24 protein-coding genes are annotated in these 22,641 nt (G+C 66.5%); 9 read left to right on the plus strand and 15 right to left on the minus strand.

Annotated elements, in window-relative coordinates; all coding sequences use genetic code 11:
* Window positions 1-12: 12 nt before the first annotated feature.
* A complete protein-coding gene (locus KQ910_RS02760; protein ID WP_216956949.1) occupies window positions 13-765 on the minus strand; it encodes an SGNH/GDSL hydrolase family protein in 753 nt (250 codons plus the stop codon).
* Window positions 762-1,907: an OpgC domain-containing protein gene (locus KQ910_RS02765; protein ID WP_216956951.1), complete on the minus strand. Its 1,146-nt coding sequence runs from the start codon at window positions 1,905-1,907 to the stop codon at window positions 762-764. The genes KQ910_RS02760 and KQ910_RS02765 overlap by 4 nt, the downstream gene beginning before the upstream one ends.
* 57 nt (window positions 1,908-1,964) lie before the next feature.
* Here KQ910_RS02765 and KQ910_RS02770 point away from each other — a divergent pair, with 57 nt between their 5' ends.
* Window positions 1,965-2,681: an alpha/beta fold hydrolase gene (locus KQ910_RS02770; protein WP_216956953.1), complete on the plus strand. Its 717-nt coding sequence runs from the start codon at window positions 1,965-1,967 to the stop codon at window positions 2,679-2,681.
* A gap of 54 nt (window positions 2,682-2,735) precedes the next feature.
* On the opposite strand, the gene KQ910_RS02775 is transcribed toward KQ910_RS02770, so the two are convergent.
* A complete protein-coding gene (locus KQ910_RS02775; RefSeq protein WP_216956955.1) occupies window positions 2,736-3,944 on the minus strand; it encodes a CaiB/BaiF CoA transferase family protein in 1,209 nt (402 codons plus the stop codon).
* Between the two features lie 81 nt (window positions 3,945-4,025).
* Between KQ910_RS02775 and KQ910_RS02780 the strand changes: the two genes are divergently transcribed.
* Window positions 4,026-4,991, plus strand: coding sequence for a Bug family tripartite tricarboxylate transporter substrate binding protein (locus KQ910_RS02780; protein WP_216956956.1), 966 nt, complete (start codon window positions 4,026-4,028; stop codon window positions 4,989-4,991).
* A gap of 3 nt (window positions 4,992-4,994) precedes the next feature.
* On the opposite strand, the gene KQ910_RS02785 is transcribed toward KQ910_RS02780, so the two are convergent.
* From KQ910_RS02785 to KQ910_RS02820, 8 genes are all read right to left on the minus strand, one after another.
* Window positions 4,995-6,203 (minus strand): patatin-like phospholipase family protein, encoded by a 1,209-nt coding sequence (locus KQ910_RS02785; RefSeq protein WP_216956958.1) that lies wholly within the window; start codon window positions 6,201-6,203, stop codon window positions 4,995-4,997.
* 136 nt (window positions 6,204-6,339) lie between these two features.
* Window positions 6,340-6,630, minus strand: a complete 291-nt coding sequence (locus tag KQ910_RS02790; RefSeq protein WP_216956960.1) for a copper-binding protein — start codon at window positions 6,628-6,630, stop codon at window positions 6,340-6,342.
* A gap of 25 nt (window positions 6,631-6,655) precedes the next feature.
* Window positions 6,656-7,147, minus strand: coding sequence for a cupredoxin domain-containing protein (locus KQ910_RS02795; RefSeq protein WP_369408275.1), 492 nt, complete (start codon window positions 7,145-7,147; stop codon window positions 6,656-6,658).
* A 19-nt stretch (window positions 7,148-7,166) separates the two neighbouring features.
* Window positions 7,167-8,558, minus strand: a complete 1,392-nt coding sequence (locus KQ910_RS02800; protein ID WP_216956964.1) for a multicopper oxidase family protein — start codon at window positions 8,556-8,558, stop codon at window positions 7,167-7,169.
* A gap of 15 nt (window positions 8,559-8,573) precedes the next feature.
* Complete coding sequence (locus tag KQ910_RS02805) at window positions 8,574-9,992, minus strand: TolC family protein (protein ID WP_369408276.1); 1,419 nt, start codon at window positions 9,990-9,992, stop codon at window positions 8,574-8,576.
* Between the two features lie 14 nt (window positions 9,993-10,006).
* On the minus strand, window positions 10,007-10,231 hold the full coding sequence (locus tag KQ910_RS02810) for a hypothetical protein (RefSeq protein WP_216956968.1): 225 nt from the start codon (window positions 10,229-10,231) through the stop codon (window positions 10,007-10,009).
* 153 nt (window positions 10,232-10,384) lie between these two features.
* Window positions 10,385-10,798, minus strand: coding sequence for a hypothetical protein (locus KQ910_RS02815; RefSeq protein ID WP_216956970.1), 414 nt, complete (start codon window positions 10,796-10,798; stop codon window positions 10,385-10,387).
* Between the two features lie 12 nt (window positions 10,799-10,810).
* Entirely contained in the window at window positions 10,811-11,086 is a 276-nt protein-coding gene (locus KQ910_RS02820; RefSeq protein ID WP_068195219.1) for a metal-sensitive transcriptional regulator, read from the minus strand.
* A 37-nt stretch (window positions 11,087-11,123) separates the two neighbouring features.
* On the opposite strand from KQ910_RS02820, the gene KQ910_RS02825 reads away from it, so the two are divergent.
* The 3 genes from KQ910_RS02825 (at window position 11,124) to KQ910_RS02835 (ending at window position 14,889) form a co-directional block, all read left to right on the plus strand.
* The gene (locus tag KQ910_RS02825) at window positions 11,124-13,463 is read left to right on the plus strand and encodes a heavy metal translocating P-type ATPase (RefSeq protein WP_216956971.1); all 2,340 of its coding nucleotides are present in this window, start codon (window positions 11,124-11,126) and stop codon (window positions 13,461-13,463) included.
* Between the two features lie 78 nt (window positions 13,464-13,541).
* The gene (locus KQ910_RS02830; protein ID WP_216956973.1) at window positions 13,542-13,889 is read left to right on the plus strand and encodes a hypothetical protein; all 348 of its coding nucleotides are present in this window, start codon (window positions 13,542-13,544) and stop codon (window positions 13,887-13,889) included.
* 82 nt (window positions 13,890-13,971) lie between these two features.
* The gene (locus tag KQ910_RS02835; RefSeq protein ID WP_216956975.1) at window positions 13,972-14,889 is read left to right on the plus strand and encodes a TerC family protein; all 918 of its coding nucleotides are present in this window, start codon (window positions 13,972-13,974) and stop codon (window positions 14,887-14,889) included.
* Window positions 14,890-14,984: 95 nt separating this feature from the next.
* Here KQ910_RS02835 and KQ910_RS02840 read toward each other — a convergent pair whose 3' ends face one another.
* Together KQ910_RS02840 and KQ910_RS02845 are read right to left on the minus strand one after the other, a co-directional pair.
* Complete coding sequence (locus KQ910_RS02840) at window positions 14,985-15,902, minus strand: phosphoribosylaminoimidazolesuccinocarboxamide synthase (protein WP_216956976.1); 918 nt, start codon at window positions 15,900-15,902, stop codon at window positions 14,985-14,987.
* 117 nt (window positions 15,903-16,019) lie between these two features.
* Complete coding sequence (locus KQ910_RS02845) at window positions 16,020-16,412, minus strand: carboxymuconolactone decarboxylase family protein (RefSeq protein WP_068188772.1); 393 nt, start codon at window positions 16,410-16,412, stop codon at window positions 16,020-16,022.
* An 88-nt stretch (window positions 16,413-16,500) separates the two neighbouring features.
* On the opposite strand from KQ910_RS02845, the gene KQ910_RS02850 reads away from it, so the two are divergent.
* Window positions 16,501-18,399, plus strand: coding sequence for a potassium transporter Kup (locus KQ910_RS02850; protein WP_216956977.1), 1,899 nt, complete (start codon window positions 16,501-16,503; stop codon window positions 18,397-18,399).
* A 2-nt stretch (window positions 18,400-18,401) separates the two neighbouring features.
* Here the strand turns inward: KQ910_RS02850 and KQ910_RS02855 are convergent, their stop codons facing one another.
* On the minus strand, window positions 18,402-18,659 hold the full coding sequence (locus KQ910_RS02855; RefSeq protein WP_216956978.1) for a hypothetical protein: 258 nt from the start codon (window positions 18,657-18,659) through the stop codon (window positions 18,402-18,404).
* Window positions 18,660-18,670: 11 nt separating this feature from the next.
* Entirely contained in the window at window positions 18,671-19,165 is a 495-nt protein-coding gene (locus tag KQ910_RS02860; RefSeq protein WP_216956979.1) for a hypothetical protein, read from the minus strand.
* A gap of 88 nt (window positions 19,166-19,253) precedes the next feature.
* On the opposite strand from KQ910_RS02860, the gene hemP reads away from it, so the two are divergent.
* The 3 genes from hemP to KQ910_RS27090 all read left to right on the plus strand — a co-directional run bounded on the left by hemP (window position 19,254) and on the right by KQ910_RS27090 (window position 22,631).
* Window positions 19,254-19,436, plus strand: coding sequence for a hemin uptake protein HemP (gene hemP / locus KQ910_RS02865; RefSeq protein WP_216956980.1), 183 nt, complete (start codon window positions 19,254-19,256; stop codon window positions 19,434-19,436).
* Between the two features lie 112 nt (window positions 19,437-19,548).
* The gene (locus tag KQ910_RS02870; RefSeq protein ID WP_216956981.1) at window positions 19,549-21,795 is read left to right on the plus strand and encodes a TonB-dependent hemoglobin/transferrin/lactoferrin family receptor; all 2,247 of its coding nucleotides are present in this window, start codon (window positions 19,549-19,551) and stop codon (window positions 21,793-21,795) included.
* Window positions 21,796-21,857: 62 nt separating this feature from the next.
* A complete protein-coding gene (locus KQ910_RS27090) occupies window positions 21,858-22,631 on the plus strand; it encodes an energy transducer TonB (protein WP_216956982.1) in 774 nt (257 codons plus the stop codon).
* The last annotated feature ends 10 nt before the right edge of the window (window positions 22,632-22,641 follow it).

Consider the following 22,641-nt stretch of genomic DNA (forward strand, 5'->3'; position numbering starts at 1 on the left):
CGTCTTCTTGTTTCAGGGACCGGTGAGCGCACCGAGGATCGAGCGGGTCAGGAGCCGGCCGATGCACTTCTGGCCGAAATCGTTGAGGTGCAACCCGTCGAGCTGCACGAACTGGGCGTAGGGCATGCCGTCGTCGTACCAGCTGCGCATGATGTCGTAGCGCCGGAACAGCCCGGCGGAAAAATCCTTGGCCGCGCCGGCCATGGCCTTCTCGTAGGCTTCCTTGTCGGGCGCGGCGACCACCGCCGGCACGTATTGCAGGTTCATCAGCACGAAGTCCGCTCCCAGCGACGTGCCGAGCTTGAGGCCCGCGCGCAGGGTCGAATCGAACTTCTCGATCGGCATCTGGCGGATGGCCGCGTTGGTCCCGGTCTGCCAGATGACGAGGGAAGCCGGATTGCCTTCCATCTCGGTGCGCATGCGGGCGGCCATCTCCTCGACGTCCTGCCCGCCGATGCCGCGGTTGATCACCTCGATGTCGATGCCGGGCAGCGCCTTCTCCAGGCCGATGCGGAGCTGGGTGGGGAAAGCATAGGCCGGGTTGGAGACGCCGTAGCCGGCCGTCGTCGACGAGCCCAGCGCGATGATCCGCAGCACCTTCTTCTCGGCCATCGCCTTGCGCGAGATCGGCAGGGTGGTGCCGAGTTCGAGCAGGGCGGGCTTGGCGCGGCAGAGCGTCATCGACTGGGCAAAGGCCGGACCGGCTGCCGCAGTTGCCAGGACAAGCCCGAAGGCCGCGGCCAGCAGGGCGAAGGCACGCTTCATCGGGAGGCCCCGGCGAGGGCGGGCAGACGCGGCGGCATACGCGTTCCTCCACCCTTGAACCAGGCGGCGATATAGGCGGCCAGGCACATGATCCCGATGCCCACAATGCTCACAAGAATCTGCGACAAGATCGAATCTTCATAATGGCCAACGATCACCTGGCCACTCAGCGCCAGGAAGGTCCCGATGCAGAATATAAGCAAGGACGCCTCCCCGCATCTGCGAAGTGGCTGCCAGATCGGCCATTTCAGGGCGGGCGCGTCCATCGGCACGGCGATCCGGACCAGCCAGGCGACGGCCAGAAAGTGCAGGAATCTCAGGACGTCGATGTTGGTCTTGTCGATCGGATAGATGACCCGCACCACCCAGGTCGGGATCAGCCGTTCCAGCGGATTGTACTGCCAGGACAGGGCGATCAGGGCCGCGAAGAGCACGAAAGCGACGGCGAGGATCGTCAGGGGCGTGCGGTATCGGTCTAGTCGGGACAGTCCGGGCCCGAACACGGCACACGCCGCCCCGACATGGAACACGACCTGCCAGGCCATGGGGTTGAAATACCAGACCTTTTCGTCGGGATAGGCCGGCAGGCTCCAGTTGTAGCGGCAGGTCACGACATAGAGCACGACCGAGACGGCGATCACCGCCCACGGCCAGCGCACCAGCACGGGCAGGACCCAGGGGAAGGCCGCGAGCAGCACGATGTAGAGCGGCAGCACGTCGAGGTTCACCGGCCGGAACTTCAGCAGCGCAGCCTCGAGAATCGCGCGGTAGGGGTTCTGGCCCAGGCCGAGCAATTCCATTTCCTCGATCAGCGCGGGGGCATCGCGCGCGATCGAGACCCAGGCGATCTGGGCGGTGAAGGCCACGAACAGCAGGATGTGCGCGACGTAGAGCTGCCAGACCCGGCGGTAGATTCGCGCCGCGGTGCGCGGCCAGCCCTCCTTGTCCAGCATCCGGCCATAGGCGATGACCGCGGTGTAGCCGGAGATGAAGACGAAGATCTCGGTGGCGTCGCTGAAGCCGTAGTTGCGGACGGTCAGCCAGCTCACGATGTTGGTCGGGATGTGGTCGAGGAAGATGAACCACAGGGCGAGGCCGCGGAACAGGTCGAGACGGATGTCGCGAACGGAGACGGCGGGCATGCTCCATTGGTACCGCAGCCCAATCGTCTGCGCTACGCTCCGCGTCGGAGGAAAGCAATGACCAGGCCCCCCTTGCTGCTCGTTCCCGGCGTACTCTGCTCGCCACGCCTCTTTGCCGCGCAGGTCGCAGCCCTCGAAGGGCAGGCCGACATCGTCGTGCCGGACTGGCGCAGGGCGCCACTTTCGATATGGGACAGTTGGGAGAGCGCCGCCCGCTGGGTGGTCGACCAGATGCCAGCGGAGAAGTTCGCGCTGGCCGGCCTGTCGCTGGGCGGCATGCTGGCCGTCGAGATCATGCAGTTCGCCGCCCCGCGCGTGACGAAGCTCGCTTTGCTCGACACCGGCATGCGCAGCCAGAGCGAGGCCGAGCGCGCCGTCCGCCGCGCCCGCATCCGCCTCGCCGACGAGGGACACTTCGAACTCGTCCTCGGCATGCAGATGACGCGCTTCATCCCGGCCTATCGCCTGCCCGACAAGGCGCTGGTCGACGCGGTGATGACGATGTGTAGCGAGATCGGCGTCGAGATCTACAAGAGGCAGGAGGAGCTGGCGGCGATCCGCGTGGACCGCCGGCCCGACCTGCCGCGCATCCGGTGCCCGACCACGGTCGTGTGCGGCCGCGACGACGCGGCGACGCCGCTGTTCCTGTCGGAGGAGATCGCCAAGGCCATCCCGGCCGCCAGCCTGGCCGTGATCGAACAGTGCGGGCATCTCGTCACGATGGAGAAGCCCGAAGAGACCAATCTGATCCTGAAGACGTGGCTGGACAGGTGAGGATGCCTGTCATCCTGAGCCGGAGGCGAAGAATCTCCCGCTCGCTCTGAAACTTCAGCCGACGATCTTCTTCTCGCGCAACGCCGCGATCTCGGCCGCGCCGAGGCCCGCCAGTTCCGTCAGCACCTGATCGGTGTGCTCGCCCAGCGACGGCGGCGGGCGCGTGTCGTCGACCGGCGTGTCGGAGAAATGGAAGTTCGAGCCGATCAGCGGCACGTCGCCGACGCGGGTGTGCTTGTAGGTCTTCAGCATCCCACGGCGCTTCACCTCCGGCTCGTCCAGCGCCTCCTTCATGGTGCGGATCGGGCCGGCCGGGAGATGGCGCAGCTTCTGCGCCCAGTTCTCCTTGGTGTCGGTCGTCAGAACCTCTTCCATGAGACGCGTCAGCTCGGGCTTGTTGGCGACGCGATTGGCCACCGTGTCGAAGCGCGGGTCGGTGATCCATTCGGGACGGCCGAGCGCCCTGGCCGTATCGGCGAACAGCTTCTGGTTCGCGACGGCCATGTAGATCTTGCCGTTCGACGTGTTGAACGAGCTGTTGGGCGCCGACGCGAAGTGACCGTTGCCGGCGCGCCGCGGCTGGTCGCCACCGATCAGGTAGTAGGCGCCCATGTTGCCCAGCGAGACCAGCGCGGTGTCGTAGAGCGCGAGATCGATGTGCTGGCCCTTGTTGGTGTCGCGGCGCGCGTAGAGCGCGGCGTTGATGGCGGCCACCGAATGGATCGCCGTCATCGTGTCGACGATGGCGATGGCGTGGCGCAGCCCCTCGCCGTCGGCCTCGCCGTTGACGCTCATCATGCCCGATTCGGCCTGCAGCACGGGATCGTAGCCCGGCCGGTCCGAGAGCGGCCCGGTCTGTCCGTAGGCCGAAATCGAGAGATAGATCAGCTTCGGGTATTTCGCCGCGATGCTGGCATAGTCGAAGCCGTACTTCTTCAGCACGCCGGGCCGGAAGTTCTCGACCAGCACGTCGGCGCTCTCGAGCAGCTTGCGCACGATCGCCTGGCCCTCGGGCTTGGTGAAGTCCAGCGCCACGCTCTTCTTGCCCCTGTTGAAGGTCATGAAGAAGTGGCTCTCGCCGGTGGGGCCGCCGGCGCGCGGACCGGCGCCCTTGCGCGTGTCGTCGCCGCCGTCGGGATTCTCGATCTTGATGACCTCGGCGCCCATGTCCGAGAGCATCTGGGTACACATGGGACCCGCGATCACGCGGGAGAAATCGATGATGCGAATGCCGTCGAGCGGCGGCCGACCTGACTGTGACATGGCTGCAAGGTAGGACTGCAGCCGGCGCGCTGTCCATGCGCCGCAGATGCGCTAGACTTCATACCCATGGACACATTCCGCATGCCGCTGTCTCGCCGCAGCCTGTTCGCCCTTCCCCTGCTCGCCGCCCTGCCCGCCGTCGCGCAGACCGAAACCTTCCCCACGAAAGCGATCCGCATCGTCGTGCCGTTCGCGCCCGGCGGCTCGGGCGACATCACCGCGCGCCTGGTCGGCAAGTACATCGAGGAGAAGACCGGCCAGCCCTTCATCGTCGAGAACAAGCCGGGCGCCAACGGCATCGTCGGCGCGATGTCGGTCAAAGTCGCGCCGCCGGACGGCTACACGCTGATGCTGGCCACGACCTCGACCAACGCCGCCAACGTCCACATGTACAAGAACCCGGGCTACGATCCGGAGAAGGATTTCTCGGTCGTCGGGATCATCGGCTCCTCCGGCACCTTCCTCGTGGTGCCGGCCGACAGCCCCTACAAGACCCTGGCCGATCTGCTGGCCGACGCCAAGGCGCGTCCCGGCAAGCTCAACTTCGGTTATTTCAACGCCAGTTCGCAGGTACCGGCCGAGGTGCTGGGCAAGAGGGCCGGCGTCGAATGGCAGGGCGTCGGCTACAAGGCGATCGGCAACGCCTGGAACGACCTCTACGGCGGCGCCATCAACTTCATGTTCGTCGACCTCACCGCCGGGCGTGGCCAGGTCGTCGACAAGAAGGCGCGCGCGCTCGCCATCTCGCTGCCCAGCCGCAGCCCGCTCTATCCCGACATCCCGGTCCTCGCCGAAACCTTCCCCGGATTCACCACGTCCGGCTTCCTGGCGATCGCGGTGCCGAAGGCGACGCCGCTGCCGATCCAGCAGAGGCTGAACACGCTGATCAACGAGGCCATCACCGCGCCCGAGAACAACAAGCGCCTGACCGAGGAGTTCGCCCTCACCGCCAAGCCTCTGACCCTGGAACAGTGCGCCCAGCAGGACCGCGACGAGCGGGCCAAGTGGGCCGACTACGTCAAGATCGCGAAGATCGAGCCGCAGTGACCGTCATTCCGACCCCCGCGGGGATTCCTTCCATCGCCTGAGGGGAAGCGGGTCGGAATCACCCTCCCGAGATTCAGCCTGCCCGGCGGTCTGGTCCTCGCCCAGGGATGATGCCGCGATGGCGGCGGCACGCTCCCGCAGGAAGACCTCGGCCGCCTTCTCGCCCTCGGCGATCAGCATGGTGATGTTCTCCGAGCCGCGATCGATCTTGCCCTCGTAATCCAGCAGGTCCTGCAGCTCGACCGGCATCTCGATGCAGGGGATGTGGTAGGGCTTGGCGATATCGGTGTGGAACGACTTCGGAATGCGCACCGGCGCCTTGATGTCGAAGCGGTCCAGGAATTCCGGACGAAAGGCGTCGGCCAGGATCAGGTCGTTCATGAATTCGAGATGCCCGAGTTGCTGGAACAGCGAGATGTTGCCCTCGAGCTGGTTGCGCCGGTCGATGATCTCTCCTGGCTTCACCGGCACGCGCCGGCTGGCGGTCGGGTTGATCTTGATCAGCCAGATCTCGTCGGGAATGTTCGCCTCGCCGACCGAGCGCGGGCGCAGCAGTTCCTCGACGGGCGGATTGTCGGAGAACAGCCCATCCCAGTAGGCGTCGCCGCCGATCGGCACCGCGGGAAAAATGTTCGGCACCGCGCAGGAGGCCAGCACATGCTCGACGCGGATCGGCTCGTGCGCGGACACGAACTTGGCAAGCGCGCCGCTCGTCACGTTGGCCGCGCCCAGCATCAGCACGGGCCGCTGCGGCCGGGGGCCCCACGAGGCGATCTCCGCGAAGTCGATGTGCTTCTCCAGCAACCCTCGGAAGTCGGAGAAACCCATGCGCTGGCCGGCCGTCATGAACTCCATCATCGACTGCATCATGGGCGACGAGGGGCTGAGCTGCAGGGTCGGCATCATCCCGGCATTCACCAGCCGCACCGACTCCACGATGAACCGGTTGATCGCATGCTCGACCGGCCCCTGGGCGGTGTTCTCCTGCCAGAAATCCATCATGCGCTTCCACACCGGCCGCTCGCCCTTCATGAACGAGTACCAGAGCAGCGTGGCGCACACGGCGCCGCCCGAGGTGCCGCTGATGGCCACGAACTCGAACTCCTCACGGAGCCGGCCCTGGGCCTGGCACAGCGCCTTCAGGGCGCCGGCGGTAAAGGCGGTCTGGCTGCCGCCGCCCTGGCAGGCGAGGGCAATCTTGGTTCTGGGCATGACGCGTTCCTTCGACGAGAGGGTCGCACTCTAGCGCGCCGCGAGCGACTTCGCCCCTGCGACCGGTCGGAGCGGTCCGTCGGACACGCCGCTCCGGCAATTGCCTTCAGACACGTGACAGCTCGTCGAACGGCCCTCAGCGCGCTTTACCGAGCCTGATGATGGTGATGGCGCCGTTGACGCGATCGGCCTCGAACTCGATCTTGTCCCCGGTATTCATCCTGTCGAGCATGGCCGGATCGGCAACCCGGAACACCATGGTCATGGCGTCCATGTCGAGCCTCTTGATGGGGCCGTGCTTGAGGGTGACCTTTCCGGCGGACTTGTCGACCTTCACGACCTCGGCCGGCACCATGCTGCCATCGGCCCATGCGGACACCGACAATGCGATCGTGACCAGTGTCGACGCGACGACCTTCCTGAACATGTAAATTCTCCACTATTGCGAGGACTCACTCGACGACGATGGTGCCGGTCATGCCCGCCTGACGATGTCCGGGGATGAGGCAGGAAACGTCGAACGTGCCCGCCCTGGTGAACTGCCATAGAATCTCGCCGGTGGCCTTGGGTTTCAGGCGCTTGGCGTTGGGATCGTCGTGCTCCATGTCGGGGTTCTTCTCCATCTCCTTCATGTGCTTCAGGTTTTCCTCGACGGTGCCGATCACGAATTCATGATCGACGACGCCGTTGTTGCGGAGCTGGAAGCGGACCTGCTCGCCCTTCCTGAATTTGAAGTTGTCAGGGAGGAACAGCATCTTCCCGTCACTCTCGCGGAAGATGACCTGGACGACGCGCGCCGGCTTTTTCGGATCGCCCGGTTTCCCGTACGGCGTCTCCTCGCCATGGGCATGGCCTGCGCCCGGAGCATGGCCGGGCGCCGCGACGGCCACGGCGGTCAACAGGGCCACGGTGATCGATGCCGTCAGGAGTATTCCGACCTTCACGATTGCCTCCTTGGTCGCGTTACTTGTGGGAGTCATGGGATGAGGGTTTGACCACGCGCGCCGGCGGGGTGCCGGACCGGTCGGTCCGTGCGGGAGTTGGCGCGCGGGTAACGGCGGGCTGCGGCCCTTTCCATTCCCAGGCCACCGTTCCGGGTGGATGCTGGTACCAGCCGGGATCCCTGTAGTCCTTGGATCCGATGCCCTCGCGCACCTTCACGACGGAGAACATGCCGCCCATCTCGACAGCGCCGAACTGGGCGAAGCCGGTCATCATCGGCAGCGTGTTGTCCGGCAGCGGCATCTCCATCTCGCCCATGTCGGCCATGCCGGCGCTGCCCATCGGCATGTAGTCGGGCACCAGTCGCTTCATCCGTCCGGCGAACTGCTTCTTGTCGACGCCGATGAAATTGCGGATGCCATGCCCCATCGCGTTCATCGTGTGATGCGATTTGTGACAGTGGATCGCCCAGTCGCCGGGATGGATCGCGTCGAACTCGTAGGCGCGCATGGCGCCCACCGGAATGTCGATCGTGACTTCGGGCCAGCGTGCCTCCGGCCGTACCCAACCGCCGTCGGTGCAGGTGACCTCGAAGTCGTAGCCGTGCATGTGGATCGGGTGGTTGGTCATGGTGAGATTGCCCACGCGCACGCGCACGCGGTCGCCCTTCGCCACCACGAGCGGGTCGATGCCGGGAAAGACCCGGCTGTTCCAGGTCCACATGTTGAAGTTCAGCATCTCGGCGACTTTCGGCACGTAGGCGCCGGGTTCGATGTCGTACGCGCTCAGCAGGAACACGAAGTCGCGGTCGACGCGGTGCTGCCTGGGATCGCGGGGATGGACCACGAAGAAGCCCATCATGCCCATCGCCATCTGCACCATCTCGTCGGCATGCGGGTGGTACATGAAGGTCCCGCTCTTCATGAGCTGGAATTCGTAGACGAAGGTCTTGCCTGGCTTGATATGAGGCTGCGTCAGCCCTCCGACTCCATCCATGCCGCAGGGCAGGATCTGGCCATGCCAGTGGATGGTCGTGTGCTCCGGCAGGCGATTGGTCACGAAGATGCGGACCTTGTCGCCCTCGACCGCCTCAATCGTCGGACCGGGGCTCTGGCCATTGTAGCCCCACAGCCGCGCCGTCATGCCGGGCGCGATCTCGCGCTCGACCGGTTCGGCGACGAGATGGAACTCCTTCCAGTCGCCATTCTGCCGCCACGGCAGCGTCCATCCGTTCAACGTCACGACGGGCTGATAGTCGGGTCCGCTGGTCGGATAGAGAGGCGGCTGCATCGTGTTCGCGGTGGTGGTCGGCGCCTCGGGAATCGACTGCGCCTGGACGCGACCGCTGACGGCGGCGGCACCCAGGAGCGCGAGACCTGACGCACCAACAAGATCGCGGCGGGAAATGCTCATGTCGTTCTCCTGTCCTTAGAGGCCGAGCGGAATGGTCTGGGGAGGCGGGGTCGTGTTGATCACCCCGGACGGCGGCACGGTGCCGCCGACGGTCAGGGCAGCCTGGAGGTCGGCGACTGCAAGGTGGTAATCGCGCAGGGCGTCGAGCGACCCAATGCTGGCATTGATCCGCTCGCGCTCATCGATCAGCACTTCGAAAACATCGGACAGCATGCCGTTGTATCGAAGGAGCACCTCGGACGAGATCTGGCGGCGGAGCGGAACGATGCGCGACTGGTAGTACCTCGCGATGTCATAGGTCGCGCGATACGTCGAATAGGCGACACGAGCCTCCGAACGGGCATTGACCGACCGTTCGACGAGCCTGTTGATCGCCCGCATGTAGATCTCCTGGGCGGCGGTCAGGCGGGCCTGGCCGGTATCGAAGACGGGAATCACGATACCGAGTTCGATCCCATACCTGTTCTTGGAGGTCTGCTCGCCGGTGCTGCCGGTTTCGATTTCGTTGCGATAACCGAGGCCCAGTTCCAGGAAGGAGAGGTAGCGTGTCGCATTCACGAAATTCGCCGACTTTGCCAGCGTCACGATCTCGTAGCGCAGGATGATCAGGTCGACGCGCCGTCTCATCGCATCGATCTCCACGTCGGCCAGTGCCTCGACCGCGGCCGGCAGGACCGGCAGCCGGGACGGAAGCCTGTAATCGAGATCGCTTCCCCAGAGGCCAAGAATCCGCGTCAAAGCCTCTCGCGATGTGGTGACCGCCAGCCGTGCCTGCGCGACCTGGACACTCAGGTCGGCATAGAAGGCGGCGACGCGTGCCTGGTCGAGCTTGTTGGCGGCACCGGTCTCGCCCAGCTGCTTCATCATCTGTGCCGAGGCGTTTGCCGTTTCGCGCGCCTGTTCCAGCAGGGCAAGGCGCTGCTGCGCGGCGAGCGCACGGATAAAGGCCCGCCTCACATTGATCGTCAGGCTGAGGGTCGTCGCGATCGCCCGATAGCGCGCCTCCTCGAACTCGCGCTTCGCGATCTCGGTTTTGGCGGGCAGCGTCGCGAAGGCGAGCAAGTTTCCGACGAGCTGGAACCCGAATTCGACAAAGCTTCCCGTGCCGAAGGTGCGGTTCAGAACGATCGCGGGATTGGGGGGCAGGCTCGCCTGGACATAGTCGGCTTCCGAGATGCCCAGGTCGTTGTAGGCGGCCTGCAGCCCGCGATTGTTCAGGAGCGCGACCTGAACGGCCGCCTCCTCTGTGAGCGATTCGGCAAGCAGGGCCTGCACGCGCTCGCGGGCGCGGCGAGCGTCTTCCGGCGTCGAGAGCTTCACGACGTCGCGTCCGATTTCCCGGCGAATTCCGTCCGTGACCGGCGCCATGCCGCCATCGTCGGTGAACTGGGCGCATCCGGCAGCCAGCAGGCCGACAAGGGTCGCGCCGGCCACTCGCGAAAGGGCACTCATTGCGGCCGCCCCGCCGCGGGCGCCACGCGATCGTTGAGTTCCCGCCACGGCTTCAGGCCGACGGGCGCGTGGGGCGCGGTGCCGGACATCACCGGCTGGTACGGCGTTCCGACGGTGGCGGCATCGGGGCTGGAAGCGTCGTCAGGCGACAACGCGGGCAATGGAGGGGCGGCGCACGCGGCCACTCCAAGCGCAAGCATGGCTGGGATCAGGAATTTCATGACGGAAGCCCGGAGAGGATGACGTGAACGCAAACAGGGGCAAGCTCGCGGCCGGACGGCGGCGAGTTCCCTGCGTTCGCGCAAGTCGGGCGTCGGAGCTAGCGGGCCGGCGAACGACCCACGACCGAGCACACGCTCAAGGCGCGAACGCGATCAGACGTATCTGGGAGGACGTTCCGAACGGTCGCCGCAACGGCCCTCGAGCAGGTCGCTCATGAGCATCGGGACTGGTGAGGAGATTGAGGGGCCTATCCACTCATCCACGCCGGCAGCAGCCACTGCCGCATGGCAGGCAATGGTGCAGCAGCCGTCGCCGTGGTCCGCCGCACCGCCGCCCGGACAGAGGCCGCCCTTGTGCGCGACAGGAACTTCCGTTGCTTCCGGCGGGGTTGCCGGCGCGGTCCGCTCCTCATGCGCGACAGGCTGCGACGTCCTGGTGGTTACGGGACGCTCATCCGCATGTGCATGAGTGCCGTGGGCCGACGCGGCGCCCGCTGCAAGCACCCACATCGCGAACCCAAGCAGGAGCGCCTGTGCGATCTTCCTCAGCGAGCGGATGAGGGTCATCGGCATTCCTCGTCAGCGCCGTCGACTATCCAGCACTTCGAGGATCTCGTCGATCTTGATCTGCCGGTCCTTGTCGGAGCCGGCATGGAAGGCGTGCGCCACGCAATGCTGCAGGTGATCGCCCAGCGTCTCCTGCTCGACCTTGTCGAGCGCGGCGCGCACGGCGCGGATCTGCGTCAGCACGTCGATGCAGTAGCGCTCCTCCTCGATCATGCGCGCGACGCCGCGCACCTGGCCCTCGATCCGGCTGAGGCGCGCGAGCTGCGACTTCTTGAGCTTCTCGTCCATCCTTGAACCATACCCCCGTAGGGTATAGATAGCAAGCATGAGCCACACCTGCTGCCACGCGTCCCACGCGCCTGTCGCCGATCCGGCGGTCGCCATCGATCCCGTCTGCGGGATGAAAGTGAAGATCGAGGGTGCGAAGAACACCACGGTGCACGAAGGGCAGACCTATTACTTCTGCAATCCCAAGTGCCTGCAGAAGTTCACGGCCGATCCGGTGCGCTACCTGAAGCCCGAGGAAGCGCCGCCCGCCCCGCCGGTCGCGCCGGGTGCGATCTTCACCTGCCCCATGCATCCCGAAATCCGCCAGGTCGGTCCGGGAAGCTGCCCGATCTGCGGCATGGCGCTCGAACCCGCCGAAATCTCGCTCGACGACGGACCGAACGAAGAACTGGTCGACATGACTCGCCGGCTTTGGATCGGCGGCGCGCTCTCCGTGCCGTTGGTGGCGCTCGACATGGGCGGGCATCTCTTCGACCTGCACGGACTCGTGCCGCACGGCCTGACGCCCTGGCTGCTGATGGCGCTGGCAACACCTGTGGTCCTGTGGGCGGGCTGGCCGTTCTTCGTTCGCGGGTGGCAGTCGGTTCGCACCGGCCACCTCAACATGTTCACCCTGATCGCGCTCGGTACAGGTATCGCCTGGGCCTACAGCGTCGTGGCGACGATCGCGCCCGGCCTGTTCCCGGCCGGGCTACGCGGCGCCGGTGGCATGGTGCCGGTCTATTTCGAGCCGGCCGCCGTGATCGTCGTGCTGGTGCTGGTGGGTCAGGTGCTCGAGCTGCGCGCACGCGATGCGACCGGCGGCGCCATCAAGGCGCTGCTGGGGCTGGCGCCGCGCACCGCCCTGCGCATCGACGCCAACGGCAACGATGTCGAAGTGGCGATCGACCGGATCGCGGTCGGCGACCGGCTGCGCGTGCGGCCTGGCGAAAAGGTTCCGGTCGACGGCGCGATCGTCGAGGGCGCCGGCTCGGTTGACGAATCGAGCATCACCGGCGAGCCGATGCCGGTGTCCAAGGCGACGGACGCCAGGGTGATCGGCGGCACGGTGAACGTGAGCGGCAGCTTCGTGATGAAAGCCGAACTGGTCGGCAGCGACACCATGCTGTCGCGCATCGTGCGCATGGTCGCCGAGGCGCAGCGCAGCCGCGCGCCCATCCAGCGCCTGGCCGACATCGTCGCCGGCTGGTTCGTGCCGACGGTCATCGCCGTCGCCGTGATCGCCTTCGCCGCCTGGTCGATCTGGGGTCCCTCACCGGCCTTCTCCTATGCGCTGGTGGCGGCAGTCTCCGTGCTGATCATCGCCTGCCCCTGCGCGCTGGGCCTCGCAACGCCGATGTCCATCATGGTCGGCGTCGGCCGCGGCGCCGCCGCCGGCATCCTGATCCGCAACGCCGAAGCGCTGGAGCGGCTGGAGAAAGTCGACACGCTGGTCGTCGACAAGACCGGCACGCTGACCTTGGGCAAGCCGACCCTGTCGGCGGTCGAAACGCTGGGTGACCTGCCGGAGGACGAGATCCTGCGGCTGGCCGCCAGCCTCGAACGCGGCAGCGAGCATCCGATCGCGACGTCGATCCTGGCCGGCGCCCAGGCGCGGGGCGTGACGACGGCGAGCGTAGAAAACTTCACCTCGCCCGCCGGCAAGGGCGTGTCGGGTACGGTGGACGGTCGGCGCCTGCTGCTCGGCAATTCCGCCTTCCTCCGCGAGGCCGGCATCGACGTTACCGCCGCCGACGCCAGGGCCGATACGTTGCGCGAAGGCGGTGCCACCGTCGTCCTCCTGGCGGTCGGTGGATCGGTCGCGGGCCTGCTGGCAGTGAGCGATCCGATCAAGGACACGACGACCGAAGCCCTGACGCGCCTGCGCGAGGCGGGCCTGCACATCGTCATGCTGACCGGCGACAACCGGCGCAGTGCCGCCGCGGTCGCGGCCCGGCTGGGCATCGACGCGGTCGAAGCCGAGGTGCTGCCCGAGGACAAGGCGCGGATCGTCCAGCGGCTGAAGGCCGAGGGGCGCGTCGTGGCCATGGCCGGAGACGGCATCAACGACGCCCCCGCCCTGGCCGCCGCCGATGTCGGCATCGCCATGGGCACCGGCACCGACATCGCCATGGAGAGCGCCGGGGTCACGCTGGTGAAGGGCGACCTGCGGGGCATAGCCCGCGCCCGACACCTGTCCCGGGCGACCATGGCCAACATTCGCCAGAACCTGTTCTTCGCCTTCGTCTACAACGCGGCCGGCGTGCCGATCGCGGCGGGCATACTCTATCCGGTCCTCGGAATTACGCTGAGCCCGGTCCTGGCGGCCGCGGCCATGGCCCTGAGCTCGTTGAGCGTCATCGGAAATGCACTCCGACTGCGGCGACTGGAGATCTGAGCCGGCTGCGACATTTCGGAACTTCCGTGTCGCTTTGCGCTTGATCTGGACCCGGGCCGGCAGGAAAGTGATCGTACCATGCGCCTGATCCACCGATCGCATCGCGCCGCCAACGCCGTCCGGACCGTATCTCCGAGCGGCGAGCTGTTCGTTGCGTCGATCGTGATCTGCATGATCCTGGCTTCGTTCGGCGATGCGGTCGATCCGACCTGGCTGGGCGAGGCCGGACTGGAATTCGCCTTCTTCGATCTAGGCGGCGAATTCTCCGTGCTGGCGATGCGCCAATGGCACCTGCTGGAACTGTTGCTGGCCGGCGGCGTCATGGCCGCGGGGATCATGATCCTCCGCATCGTGGTCGGCGCCTTCTTCCAACCCCTCGATTCCGCCCATCAGGACGGCGTCGAGAAGGTGCCGATAAAGCTCTGACGACTGACTGAAACACCGGCGACCGCCCTTCCCCGGGAAGCGCGCGGCGGCCGTACTCATTCATTTGTTGTTGGAGACTTTCATGGAACTCGAACTGTTTTCGGGCGCATTCTTTTCGGCGCTCCTGGCCATCATCCTGATCGACCTCGTGCTCGCGGGCGACAACGCCCTCATCATCGGCCTGGTCGCGCGCAATCTTCCCAAGGAGAGCCAGAACAGGGTCATCTTCTGGGGCACCTTCGGCGCCATCGCCATCCGCGCCCTGATGGCCATCCTCGTCGTCTACATCCTCGCCGTCCCGGGCTTCATGCTGGCCGGCGGTCTCGCCCTCGTCTGGATCGCGCGCAAGCTGCTGACGCCCCAGGACAAGGAAGAGGAGAGCCACCTCGTCAAGGCGCCGGCCGCGAGCTTCGCCGCTGCGGTGCGCACCATCGTCATCGCCGACGCGGTGATGGGCATCGACAACGTGCTGGCCATCGGCGGCGCCTCGCACGGCTCGATCCTGCTGATCCTGATCGGCCTCGCCATCAGCGTGCCGATCATCGTCTGGGGCAGCCAGCTCGTGATCAAGCTGGTCGACCGCTATCCCTCGGTGATCCTGATCGGCGGCGCGGTGCTCTGCTGGACCGCCTACGGGATGATCGTCCGCGAGCCGATGCTGGTGGCGTGGTTCGAGGCACATCCGGCGGCCAAGCTGGTGCTGGCGGTGCTGGCCTTCTCGATCGCGCTCGCGCCCTGGTACGCCGAGCGTCTCAGCGAGCAGATGAAGCCGCTGACGGTGCTGCTGCCGGCCATCCTTCTCTGGATGCTGGGCTTCGAAGTCGCGTCGAGTGTCTGGAAGGTCCAGGTCGACTACCTCATGGCGACGACGCAGGGCGAGTATCTGATCGAGGGCGTGCGCTGGATCGGCTGGCTCCCGTTCGCCGCGCTCTTCCTGTGGATCCGCGAGCGCATGATGCTGCGCAACGTCCGCGTGGCCCGCAGCGCGCAGCAGGGCTGATCCCGGATCGCTGGTTTCCGGAAATACAAACGCCGCCGGCATATTGCCCGGCGGCGTTTTCTTTTGAGATGCGCGCCTTCGCTTTCGAAGCGCGACTACGACACCGACAACTCGGCGCCAGTCAGTCGGCGATAGGCTTCGAGGTAGCGCTTGCTCGTCGCGTCGACGACCTCGGGCGGCAACTTCGGCGCCGGCGCCTCGCCGTTCCAGCGGCCGGCATGGCGCTCGACATCGAGCCAGTCGCGCAGCGGCTGCTTGTCGAAGCTGGGCTGCGGCCTGCCCTCGGCGTAACCGTCGAGCGGCCAGAAGCGCGACGAATCCGGCGTCATCACCTCGTCGATCAGCAGGATCTTGCCGTCAGCCGTGCGGCCGAATTCGAACTTGGTGTCGGCGATGATGATGCCCTGCTTCAGCGCGACGTCGCGGCCGCGCGTGTAGACGAGGCGCGTCAGCCGCTCGAGCTCGGCGGTGACGTCGGCGCCGAGCACCTGCTGCATCTGGCCGATGGTGATGTTCTCGTCATGGCCGCTCTCGGCCTTGGTCGCCGGGCTGAAGATCGGCGGATCGAGGCGGCCGCTCTCCTTCAGGCCCTGGGGCAGCGTCTCGCCGGCCAGGGTCCCGGCCTTGGCATATTCGCGCCAGGCCGAACCGGTGATGTAGCCGCGGACCACGCATTCGATCGGGAAGACCGTGCCGCGCCGGCACAGCATGGCGCGGCCGGCGATCTCGGCGCGGTGGCCCTCGAGCGCGGGCACGGCGGCGACGATCTCGTCGGCGTCGGCCGATATCATGTGATGATCGACGACGTCGCCCAGCTGGCGGAACCACCAGGCGCTGACCTGGGTCAGCACGGCCCCCTTCTGCGGGATGGGCTCGGCCATCACCACGTCGTAGGCGCTCACCCGGTCGGTTGCGACCAGCAGCAGCCGGTCGGCATCCACGGCATAGACATCGCGCACCTTGCCGCGCGCGATCCGCTCCAGCGGCAGGTCACTCACCGTCATCAGCATCATCCAAACCCCTCGTCCTGAGGAGGCCGCGCCGCGGCCGTCTCGAAGGACCAGCCGCAGTGCGGGTGCCCACCCTTCGAGACGCGGCCTGCGGCCGCTCCTCGGGGTGAGGTCCTCCAATCAGCCTTCCTTGCGCATTTCCTCGAATACTTCCTTGGCGGTGAGCATGGCCTCGCGCACCGACGGCAGGCCGATATAGCCGCAAAGGTGCATCAGCGCCTCGGACAATTCGTCCTCGGTCCAGCCCTGGCGGCGGGCCATGCGCAGGTGGATGGCGAGCTCCGGCCAGCGCGCCTGGGCGGTGTCGGAGATGACGCAGATCAGCGTCTTGGTCTTGAGGTCGAGTCCGGGGCGCGACCACAGCATGCCGAAGACCGCCTCGCGGGCATAGTCGCCGAACTTCTTCATCATCGGGTCGTCGTAGACCGACTTGTTCATGTCGGCGGCGAACTTCTCGCCCATCAGGCTGGCCCGGATTTCGCTGCCCTTCCGGTAATTCTCGCTCTCGGCCATCACTTCCTCCTTTGTGACAATTTCTGGACTGCAGCGTCCCGGAATTCGCGGGTAGGATCAATCGTCCAAGGGGAGACAAGACGACACGATGGCCGCCAGCGGCACTGCAGTTGAACCCGCCGGCAGGCGGCGCCGGGCGGCGCTGACCCTGGCCGCCCTCGGTGTCGTGTTCGGCGACATCGGCACCAGCCCGCTCTACACGGTCAAGGAGTGCTTCAGCGAGTACACCGGCATCCAGCCCACGCACGATAACGTGCTGGGCATGCTGTCGCTGATCACCTGGGCGCTGATCGTCGTGGTCACGCTGAAATATGTCGTCGTGGTCATGCGCGCCGACAACAAGGGCGAGGGCGGCGTGCTGGCGCTGATGGCGCTGGTCTCCAGCCAATCGAACATCAAGTCGCCCTGGCGTCGCCGCTTCTACCTCATGCTGGGGATTGCCGGCGCCGCGCTGTTCTACGGCGACTGCCTGCTCACCCCCGCCATCTCGGTGCTGAGTGCGGTCGAGGGCCTGACCGTCGCCACGCCGGCATTCCAGCCGATGGTCATACCGATCGCTGTCGGCGTGATCGTTGCCCTGTTCTCGGTGCAGCATTTCGGCACCAGCGGCATCGGCAAATGGTTCGGTCCGATCACGCTGATATGGTTCGTGGTGTTGGCCGTTCTGGGCGCGCATCAGCTCGTACAGCGGCCGGAAGTGCTTGCCGCGCTGTCACCGCATCATGCGATCGGTTTCGCGATGCGCGAGAAGATCGTGGCCTTCGTCGCGCTGGGCGCGGTCACGCTCGCGATCACGGGCGCCGAGGCGCTGTATGCCGACATGGGCCATTTCGGCGCCAAGCCGATCCGGCTCGCCTGGCTGGGGCTCGTCCTGCCGTCCCTGCTCCTCAATTACTATGGGCAGGGCGCGCTGATCCTCAGTGACCCCACCGCGCTGGCCAACCCGTTCTTCAATCTGGCGCCCGACTGGGCGCTCTATCCGCTGGTCGCCCTCGCCACCGCCGCCACGGTCATCGCCTCGCAGGCGACCATCTCGGGCGCGTTCTCGATGGCCAAGCAGGCGGCCCTGCTGGGCCTCAGCCCGCGCGTCCACATCCAGCACACCTCGGCCAGCGAGTTCGGGCAGGTCTACCTGCCAGTGGTCAACTGGCTGCAGCTGGTGGGCGTCGTCATCCTGGTCATGGCGTTCAAGTCGTCGACCAATCTGGCCGCGGCCTACGGCATCGCCGTCACCGGCACGATGCTGATCACCAGCACCCTCGTGTTCGTGATCGCGGTCCGCAAGTGGAACTGGGGCTGGCCGCTCAGCATCCTGGTGTTCGGCGCCTTCATGACGCTCGACCTCGCCCTGCTCTCCTCCAACATGCTGAAGTTCCTCGACGGTGGCTGGGTGCCGCTGGCGATCGCCGCCATGATCTTCCTCTGCATGTGGACCTGGCTGACGGGCCGCGCCGCTGTAGCCCGGCGCGAGCAGGACGAGGCGCTGCCGCTGGAAGCGCTGCTGGAGAGCATCAACCCGGCCCGCGTGCATCGACCTCAGGGCACCGCCGTCTACCTCACGGCTTTTTCCGGCAATGCGCCGCGCTGCCTGATGCACAATCTCAAGCACAACGAGGTGCTGCACGAGCATGTCGTGCTGCTCAGCATCGAGGTCCCCGACATCCCCTTCGTGTCGCCGGAAGGCCGCAGCCAGGTCACCCATCTCGGCAAGGGCGTGCACCGCGTCGTGATGCATTACGGGTTCATGGAGCAGCCCGACGTGCCGAGCGACCTCGCCCTCCTGGAAGACAAGGGCATCCCGTTCGACCCGATGCGGACGTCCTACTTCGTCGGCCGCAACAGCTTCGTGAGCGCAAACAAGCCGCTATTGCCGCGCTGGCAGCAGAAGCTCTTCCTCACCCTGTCGCGGTTCGCCGCCAGTGCCGGCGACTTCTTCGGCCTGCCCGCCAACCGCGTGGTCGAGCTGGGCAGCCGCATCGAAATCTGAGGTCAGGCGTCGAACCCAGACAACGAGATCGCGTCCTGGGCGGGCGGCTGCAGGCCGCGCGACAGGAGATCGCCCAGCCGGGCAAAGATGCGGCCGGCCTCGGTGCAGCCGACATCCTGCGTCACCGCCTCGGCGGCAATGTTGAGCAGCGCGTTGCCGGCAAGGTCGCGGCACTCCGCCGGCAGGCCCTCCACGGCGTCGGCGATCACCCGCATCGCGTGCTGCAGGTCGGACAGGCGATCGGGCATCGGTACGGTCATGAGATCGGCCTTCAGTTGAGACGGCCGGCGGCGGCGCCGGCGGCCGGGGCAAGCCTGAGGCCCGCGCCGGCCAGGGCAACGGCAAAGGCCTTGAGACGGACGGCGGCGACGCGCGAGGCGGCGGGCGCCATCATGATGTCGAGCGAGGCGAGCAGTGGCCGGTCGTGATCGGCCTGGGCCAGCCCGCACAGCGCCACCAGCACGGCCTCGTCGCGGCTCACGCTGGAACAGGTTGGCACATGGATTTCCATGGCGCGCCTCGCGCCGAACAGGAACGCATCCATGGCGATCACGAAATCCGGCAGCACCTCGAGCAGGCCCGCCACCTTGAAGCCGCGATGGAGGATCGAGCCTTCACCGGGCAGCGCGCGATCCTGCCGCCACTGGCGAAGCGCCCAGAGCACGAAGCGTTCGCCCACCGGCAGCGAGCAGGCGCAATCGAACCGGCCGCAGCCGGGCTTGAGGCTTTGCTGAGCGCTAAGCCCCTGTTGTTGCGTGACTTCCATTGCTTCACCACCGCTGAAGGACCTTGACCGCACCCACAGTCTATGCAATTGAGACTCGTTCGCAATCTCAAAAGGACGTGAAGAGCTCATGGACGACAGGAGCGGTCCGGCGCGGATCGATGAAATGCAGCGCGACAGGTCGGCATTCACCCTGCCGGCGGTGGAGAGTGTCGCGATCCTGCAGGGACGCCGCGAGGTCATCATCCGTCACGGCGCCGAACTGTACCGGCTGCGCCTCACAGCCTCGAACAAGCTGATTCTGACCAAATAATTTCGAGACCCCGAGGGGCCATCCCTCCTCGGCTAAACTGCCCAGCCAGCCGGCTCCCTTTGGGGGAGCCCCGCAAGCCAGGCGTCCTTTTTTCCTTGGGGACCTGGCTCAAATGAAAACCCGCGCACTGCTTTATGCGCTGATGGCGACAACCGCCGTCGGTGCCTTTCTAACCGCGCCCGCATCGGCGCAGACATCGACCGCTCCGCCCGTCGCCGATCCGACGCAGCCGGCGCCGGCCACCCACGGCGTACCAACGCAGCTCGACGCAGTGACGACCGCTGCCATGCGCAGCCGGCGCCCGCTCGACGACGTGCCCGCGACCGTGTCCGTGATCACGACCGAGAACATCGATCGCGAGAACATGCAGGACGTTCGCGATCTCGTGCGCAACGAGCCCGGCGTCACCGTCGGCAACAATCCCAATCGCGCCGGCTTCCAGAATTTCGTGATCCGCGGCATTGGCGGCAACCGCGTGCTGCTGATGGTCGACGGCATGCGCACGCCCGACTTCCCCGACAGCAACCAGGGTGCCGGCACCTATTCGCGCGAGCAGCCCGACCTCGAGGACATCAAGCGCGTCGAGATCATCCGCGGCCCCGCCTCCGCGCTTTACGGCTCGGACGCGATCGGCGGCGTTGTGGCCTACACGACCAAGGATCCCGGCGACTACATGCGCGACGGCAAGAACTTCTATGCCAGCGCCAAGGCCGCCTACAGCGGCGCCAACCAGCAGTTCTCCGAATCGTTCACCGGCGCCGTGCGCTCGGGCAACGTCGAGTTCATGGGCATCTATACGCGGCGCGATGGCGACCAGTACACGCCCGCGCAGACCATGATCGCGCCCAACCCGACGACGTGGAGCAACAACAACTTCTTCGCCAAGCTGGTGATCAAGCCGACGGAGGTCGACACGATCCGCCTCACCGGCACCTATTCCGACGGCGTGCAGAGCACCAACATCCTCACGGGCATCGGCCGATTTCCGTCCCTGTTCGCGAGCATCTACGACGAATGGGGCAAGGACTATACCCAGACCTATCGCATCAGTGCGCAGTGGGAGCACAACGCCCCGATCGGCTTCATCGACCGGCTGAGCTTCCTTGCCTACTTCAATTCGGTCAACACGCAGGCCGACACCTATCAGCTGCGCGGCGCCTTGAACGGCGTGATTCCGAGCAATGCCCGCACCTCGCAGTTCTACTACAACCAGAACGTCGCGGGCGCCGAGTTGCAGATGCACACGGACGCCAACATCGGCGGCCTCGACAATTTCTTCACCTATGGCCTGAGCTTCGCCTACACGACGACGACCCGGCCGCGCGACCGCTGGCAGATCACGCTCGCGACCGGCGCCCGCACCCAGGTGGTCGGCGGCGAGACCTATCCGAACAAGAACTTCCCCGACACCGACACGGTGCAGGCCGGCATCTACGTGCAGGACGAGATCAGCGCGCTGGGCGGGCGTCTCAAGATCACGCCGGCCGTGCGTCTCGACTACTACAGCATGACGCCCGATCCGGATAAGTACTTCTGGAACTCGACGGGCGCGACGCTCAACGTCGTCCCGCAGGCCAGCACCTATGTCTCGGCCTCGCCGAAGCTCGGCCTGCTCTACCACTTCAACGACACCTATTCGGGTTACTTCCAGTACGCGACGGGCTTCCGCGCGCCGCCATACGACAACGCGAACTTCGGCTTCACCAACACCGCCTCGTTCTACCAGATCCTGCCCAACGCCAACCTGAAGCCCGAGACGGCGAACTCCTTCGAGGTCGGCCTCCGCGGCAAATACGAGAACGGCTCGAGCTGGCAGCTCACCGGCTTCTACAACCTCTACAACAACTTCCTCGAGACCACGGTCGTGGGCATGGTGGGCCCGGTCACCCAGTTCCAGTACGTCAACCTGACCAACGTGACGATCTGGGGCATCGAGGCGCGCGGCGAGTACCGCTTCGCTCCCGAATGGGCGGTCGCCGGCTGGACCGCGTTCGCGCAGGGCACCGACACCAGGACTGGCCTGCCGGTCGATTCGGTGTCGCCCTGGACCACGCAGGCCCGCATCCGCTACGGCTTCGACAAGGGCCTGGTCGCACAGCTCATCGGCACGGTGGCGGCCGCGCACAGCGCGGTCAGCAGCCCGACGGCCTTCCAGGCGCCGGCCTACTTCAACCTCGACGCCACCGTCGGCTACGTCATCAACGACCACTTCAAGGTCAATGCCGGCGCGTTCAACATCACCAACGCCAAGTACTGGAACTCGCCGGACATGGTCGGCATCCAGGCAAGCAACCCGCAGCTGGACCTCTACGCCCAGCCCGGCCGCTACTTCGGCGTCAACCTGACGGCCAAGTGGTAGTCCCGGCAGCCCTCTCTGCCGAGCGACTGCCGGCGCCACCGGCACGCGGTCCGCGTGTGCCGGTGGCGTTGTCGCTTGCTCTGCACGGGCTGGCGATCATTCCCCTCCTTCTCGCCGGCGTCTCCGGCAGCAGCGCCAACGACGACGAACCGGCGTTGATGGTCGAACTCTCGCTGGCTGCGCCTACCGCCGGGCCCGCGGCCGAGGCCGACCAACCCGAAAGCACGCCCCAACCCCAGCAGCAGCCCGAGCCGCCGACGCCTCCGGTCGAGGCGACCGAGGTGACGCCACCGCCTGAACCCGAGCCACCGCCCCCGCAAGAGGTCGCGGCGGCGGAGCCCGAGATCAAGGTCGAGCTCCCTCCACCGGACGAGCCGCCACCGCCGACTGCCGCGGAGATGAAGCCGGTCGAACCGCCCAAGCCAAAGCCGCCGCAACCCAAGCCGGCGGCCGCGCCGCGCCCGGCGGCGCAGGTCGCGGTCACCAAGGCCCCTTCGCCGGACGCCGGCAATGCCGGTATCACGCAGCAGCAGGCGGCCTCCTCGTCGTCGTTCATCGTGTTCGAGGGCAAGCCGCGATATCGCGTGCCGCCAACGCCCGCCGTCTATCCGCCGCGCTCGATAGAACTTGGCCAGCAGGGCGAGGTCCTGGTGCGCGTGCGCCTCCAGCCCGACGGCGCCGCCGCCGAGATCGTTCTGTGGCGCAGCAGCAACTTTCCCCTGCTCGACCGCTCGGCGCTCGCCGCGGTGCGCGGCTGGCACTTCCTTCCCGCCGTGCGCGATGGCCGACCGGTCGCCGCCTGGGTGGAAATCCCCGTTCGTTTTCATCTTCGTTGAAAGGACAGCC

It is taken from the genome of Reyranella humidisoli, from assembly GCF_019039055.1.
Classification (GTDB): domain Bacteria; phylum Pseudomonadota; class Alphaproteobacteria; order Reyranellales; family Reyranellaceae; genus Reyranella; species Reyranella humidisoli.

Excerpts from the sequence above, each read along its gene's own strand:
- KQ910_RS02760 (WP_216956949.1), bottom strand. The coding sequence starts at position 765 with ATGAAGCGTGCCTTCGCCCTGCTGGCCGCGGCCTTCGGGCTTGTCCTG.
- KQ910_RS02765 (WP_216956951.1), bottom strand. The coding sequence starts at position 1,907 with ATGCCCGCCGTCTCCGTTCGCGACATCCGTCTCGACCTGTTCCGCGGC.
- KQ910_RS02770 (WP_216956953.1), top strand. The coding sequence starts at position 1,965 with ATGACCAGGCCCCCCTTGCTGCTCGTTCCCGGCGTACTCTGCTCGCCA.
- KQ910_RS02775 (WP_216956955.1), bottom strand. The coding sequence starts at position 3,944 with ATGTCACAGTCAGGTCGGCCGCCGCTCGACGGCATTCGCATCATCGAT.
- KQ910_RS02780 (WP_216956956.1), top strand. The coding sequence starts at position 4,026 with ATGCCGCTGTCTCGCCGCAGCCTGTTCGCCCTTCCCCTGCTCGCCGCC.
- KQ910_RS02785 (WP_216956958.1), bottom strand. The coding sequence starts at position 6,203 with ATGCCCAGAACCAAGATTGCCCTCGCCTGCCAGGGCGGCGGCAGCCAG.
- KQ910_RS02790 (WP_216956960.1), bottom strand. The coding sequence starts at position 6,630 with ATGTTCAGGAAGGTCGTCGCGTCGACACTGGTCACGATCGCATTGTCG.
- KQ910_RS02800 (WP_216956964.1), bottom strand. The coding sequence starts at position 8,558 with ATGAGCATTTCCCGCCGCGATCTTGTTGGTGCGTCAGGTCTCGCGCTC.
- KQ910_RS02810 (WP_216956968.1), bottom strand. The coding sequence starts at position 10,231 with ATGAAATTCCTGATCCCAGCCATGCTTGCGCTTGGAGTGGCCGCGTGC.
- KQ910_RS02815 (WP_216956970.1), bottom strand. The coding sequence starts at position 10,798 with ATGACCCTCATCCGCTCGCTGAGGAAGATCGCACAGGCGCTCCTGCTT.
- KQ910_RS02820 (WP_068195219.1), bottom strand. The coding sequence starts at position 11,086 with ATGGACGAGAAGCTCAAGAAGTCGCAGCTCGCGCGCCTCAGCCGGATC.
- KQ910_RS02825 (WP_216956971.1), top strand. The coding sequence starts at position 11,124 with ATGAGCCACACCTGCTGCCACGCGTCCCACGCGCCTGTCGCCGATCCG.
- KQ910_RS02830 (WP_216956973.1), top strand. The coding sequence starts at position 13,542 with ATGCGCCTGATCCACCGATCGCATCGCGCCGCCAACGCCGTCCGGACC.
- KQ910_RS02835 (WP_216956975.1), top strand. The coding sequence starts at position 13,972 with ATGGAACTCGAACTGTTTTCGGGCGCATTCTTTTCGGCGCTCCTGGCC.
- KQ910_RS02840 (WP_216956976.1), bottom strand. The coding sequence starts at position 15,902 with ATGATGCTGATGACGGTGAGTGACCTGCCGCTGGAGCGGATCGCGCGC.
- KQ910_RS02845 (WP_068188772.1), bottom strand. The coding sequence starts at position 16,412 with ATGGCCGAGAGCGAGAATTACCGGAAGGGCAGCGAAATCCGGGCCAGC.
- KQ910_RS02850 (WP_216956977.1), top strand. The coding sequence starts at position 16,501 with ATGGCCGCCAGCGGCACTGCAGTTGAACCCGCCGGCAGGCGGCGCCGG.
- KQ910_RS02855 (WP_216956978.1), bottom strand. The coding sequence starts at position 18,659 with ATGACCGTACCGATGCCCGATCGCCTGTCCGACCTGCAGCACGCGATG.
- KQ910_RS02860 (WP_216956979.1), bottom strand. The coding sequence starts at position 19,165 with ATGGAAGTCACGCAACAACAGGGGCTTAGCGCTCAGCAAAGCCTCAAG.
- hemP (WP_216956980.1), top strand. The coding sequence starts at position 19,254 with ATGGACGACAGGAGCGGTCCGGCGCGGATCGATGAAATGCAGCGCGAC.
- KQ910_RS02870 (WP_216956981.1), top strand. The coding sequence starts at position 19,549 with ATGAAAACCCGCGCACTGCTTTATGCGCTGATGGCGACAACCGCCGTC.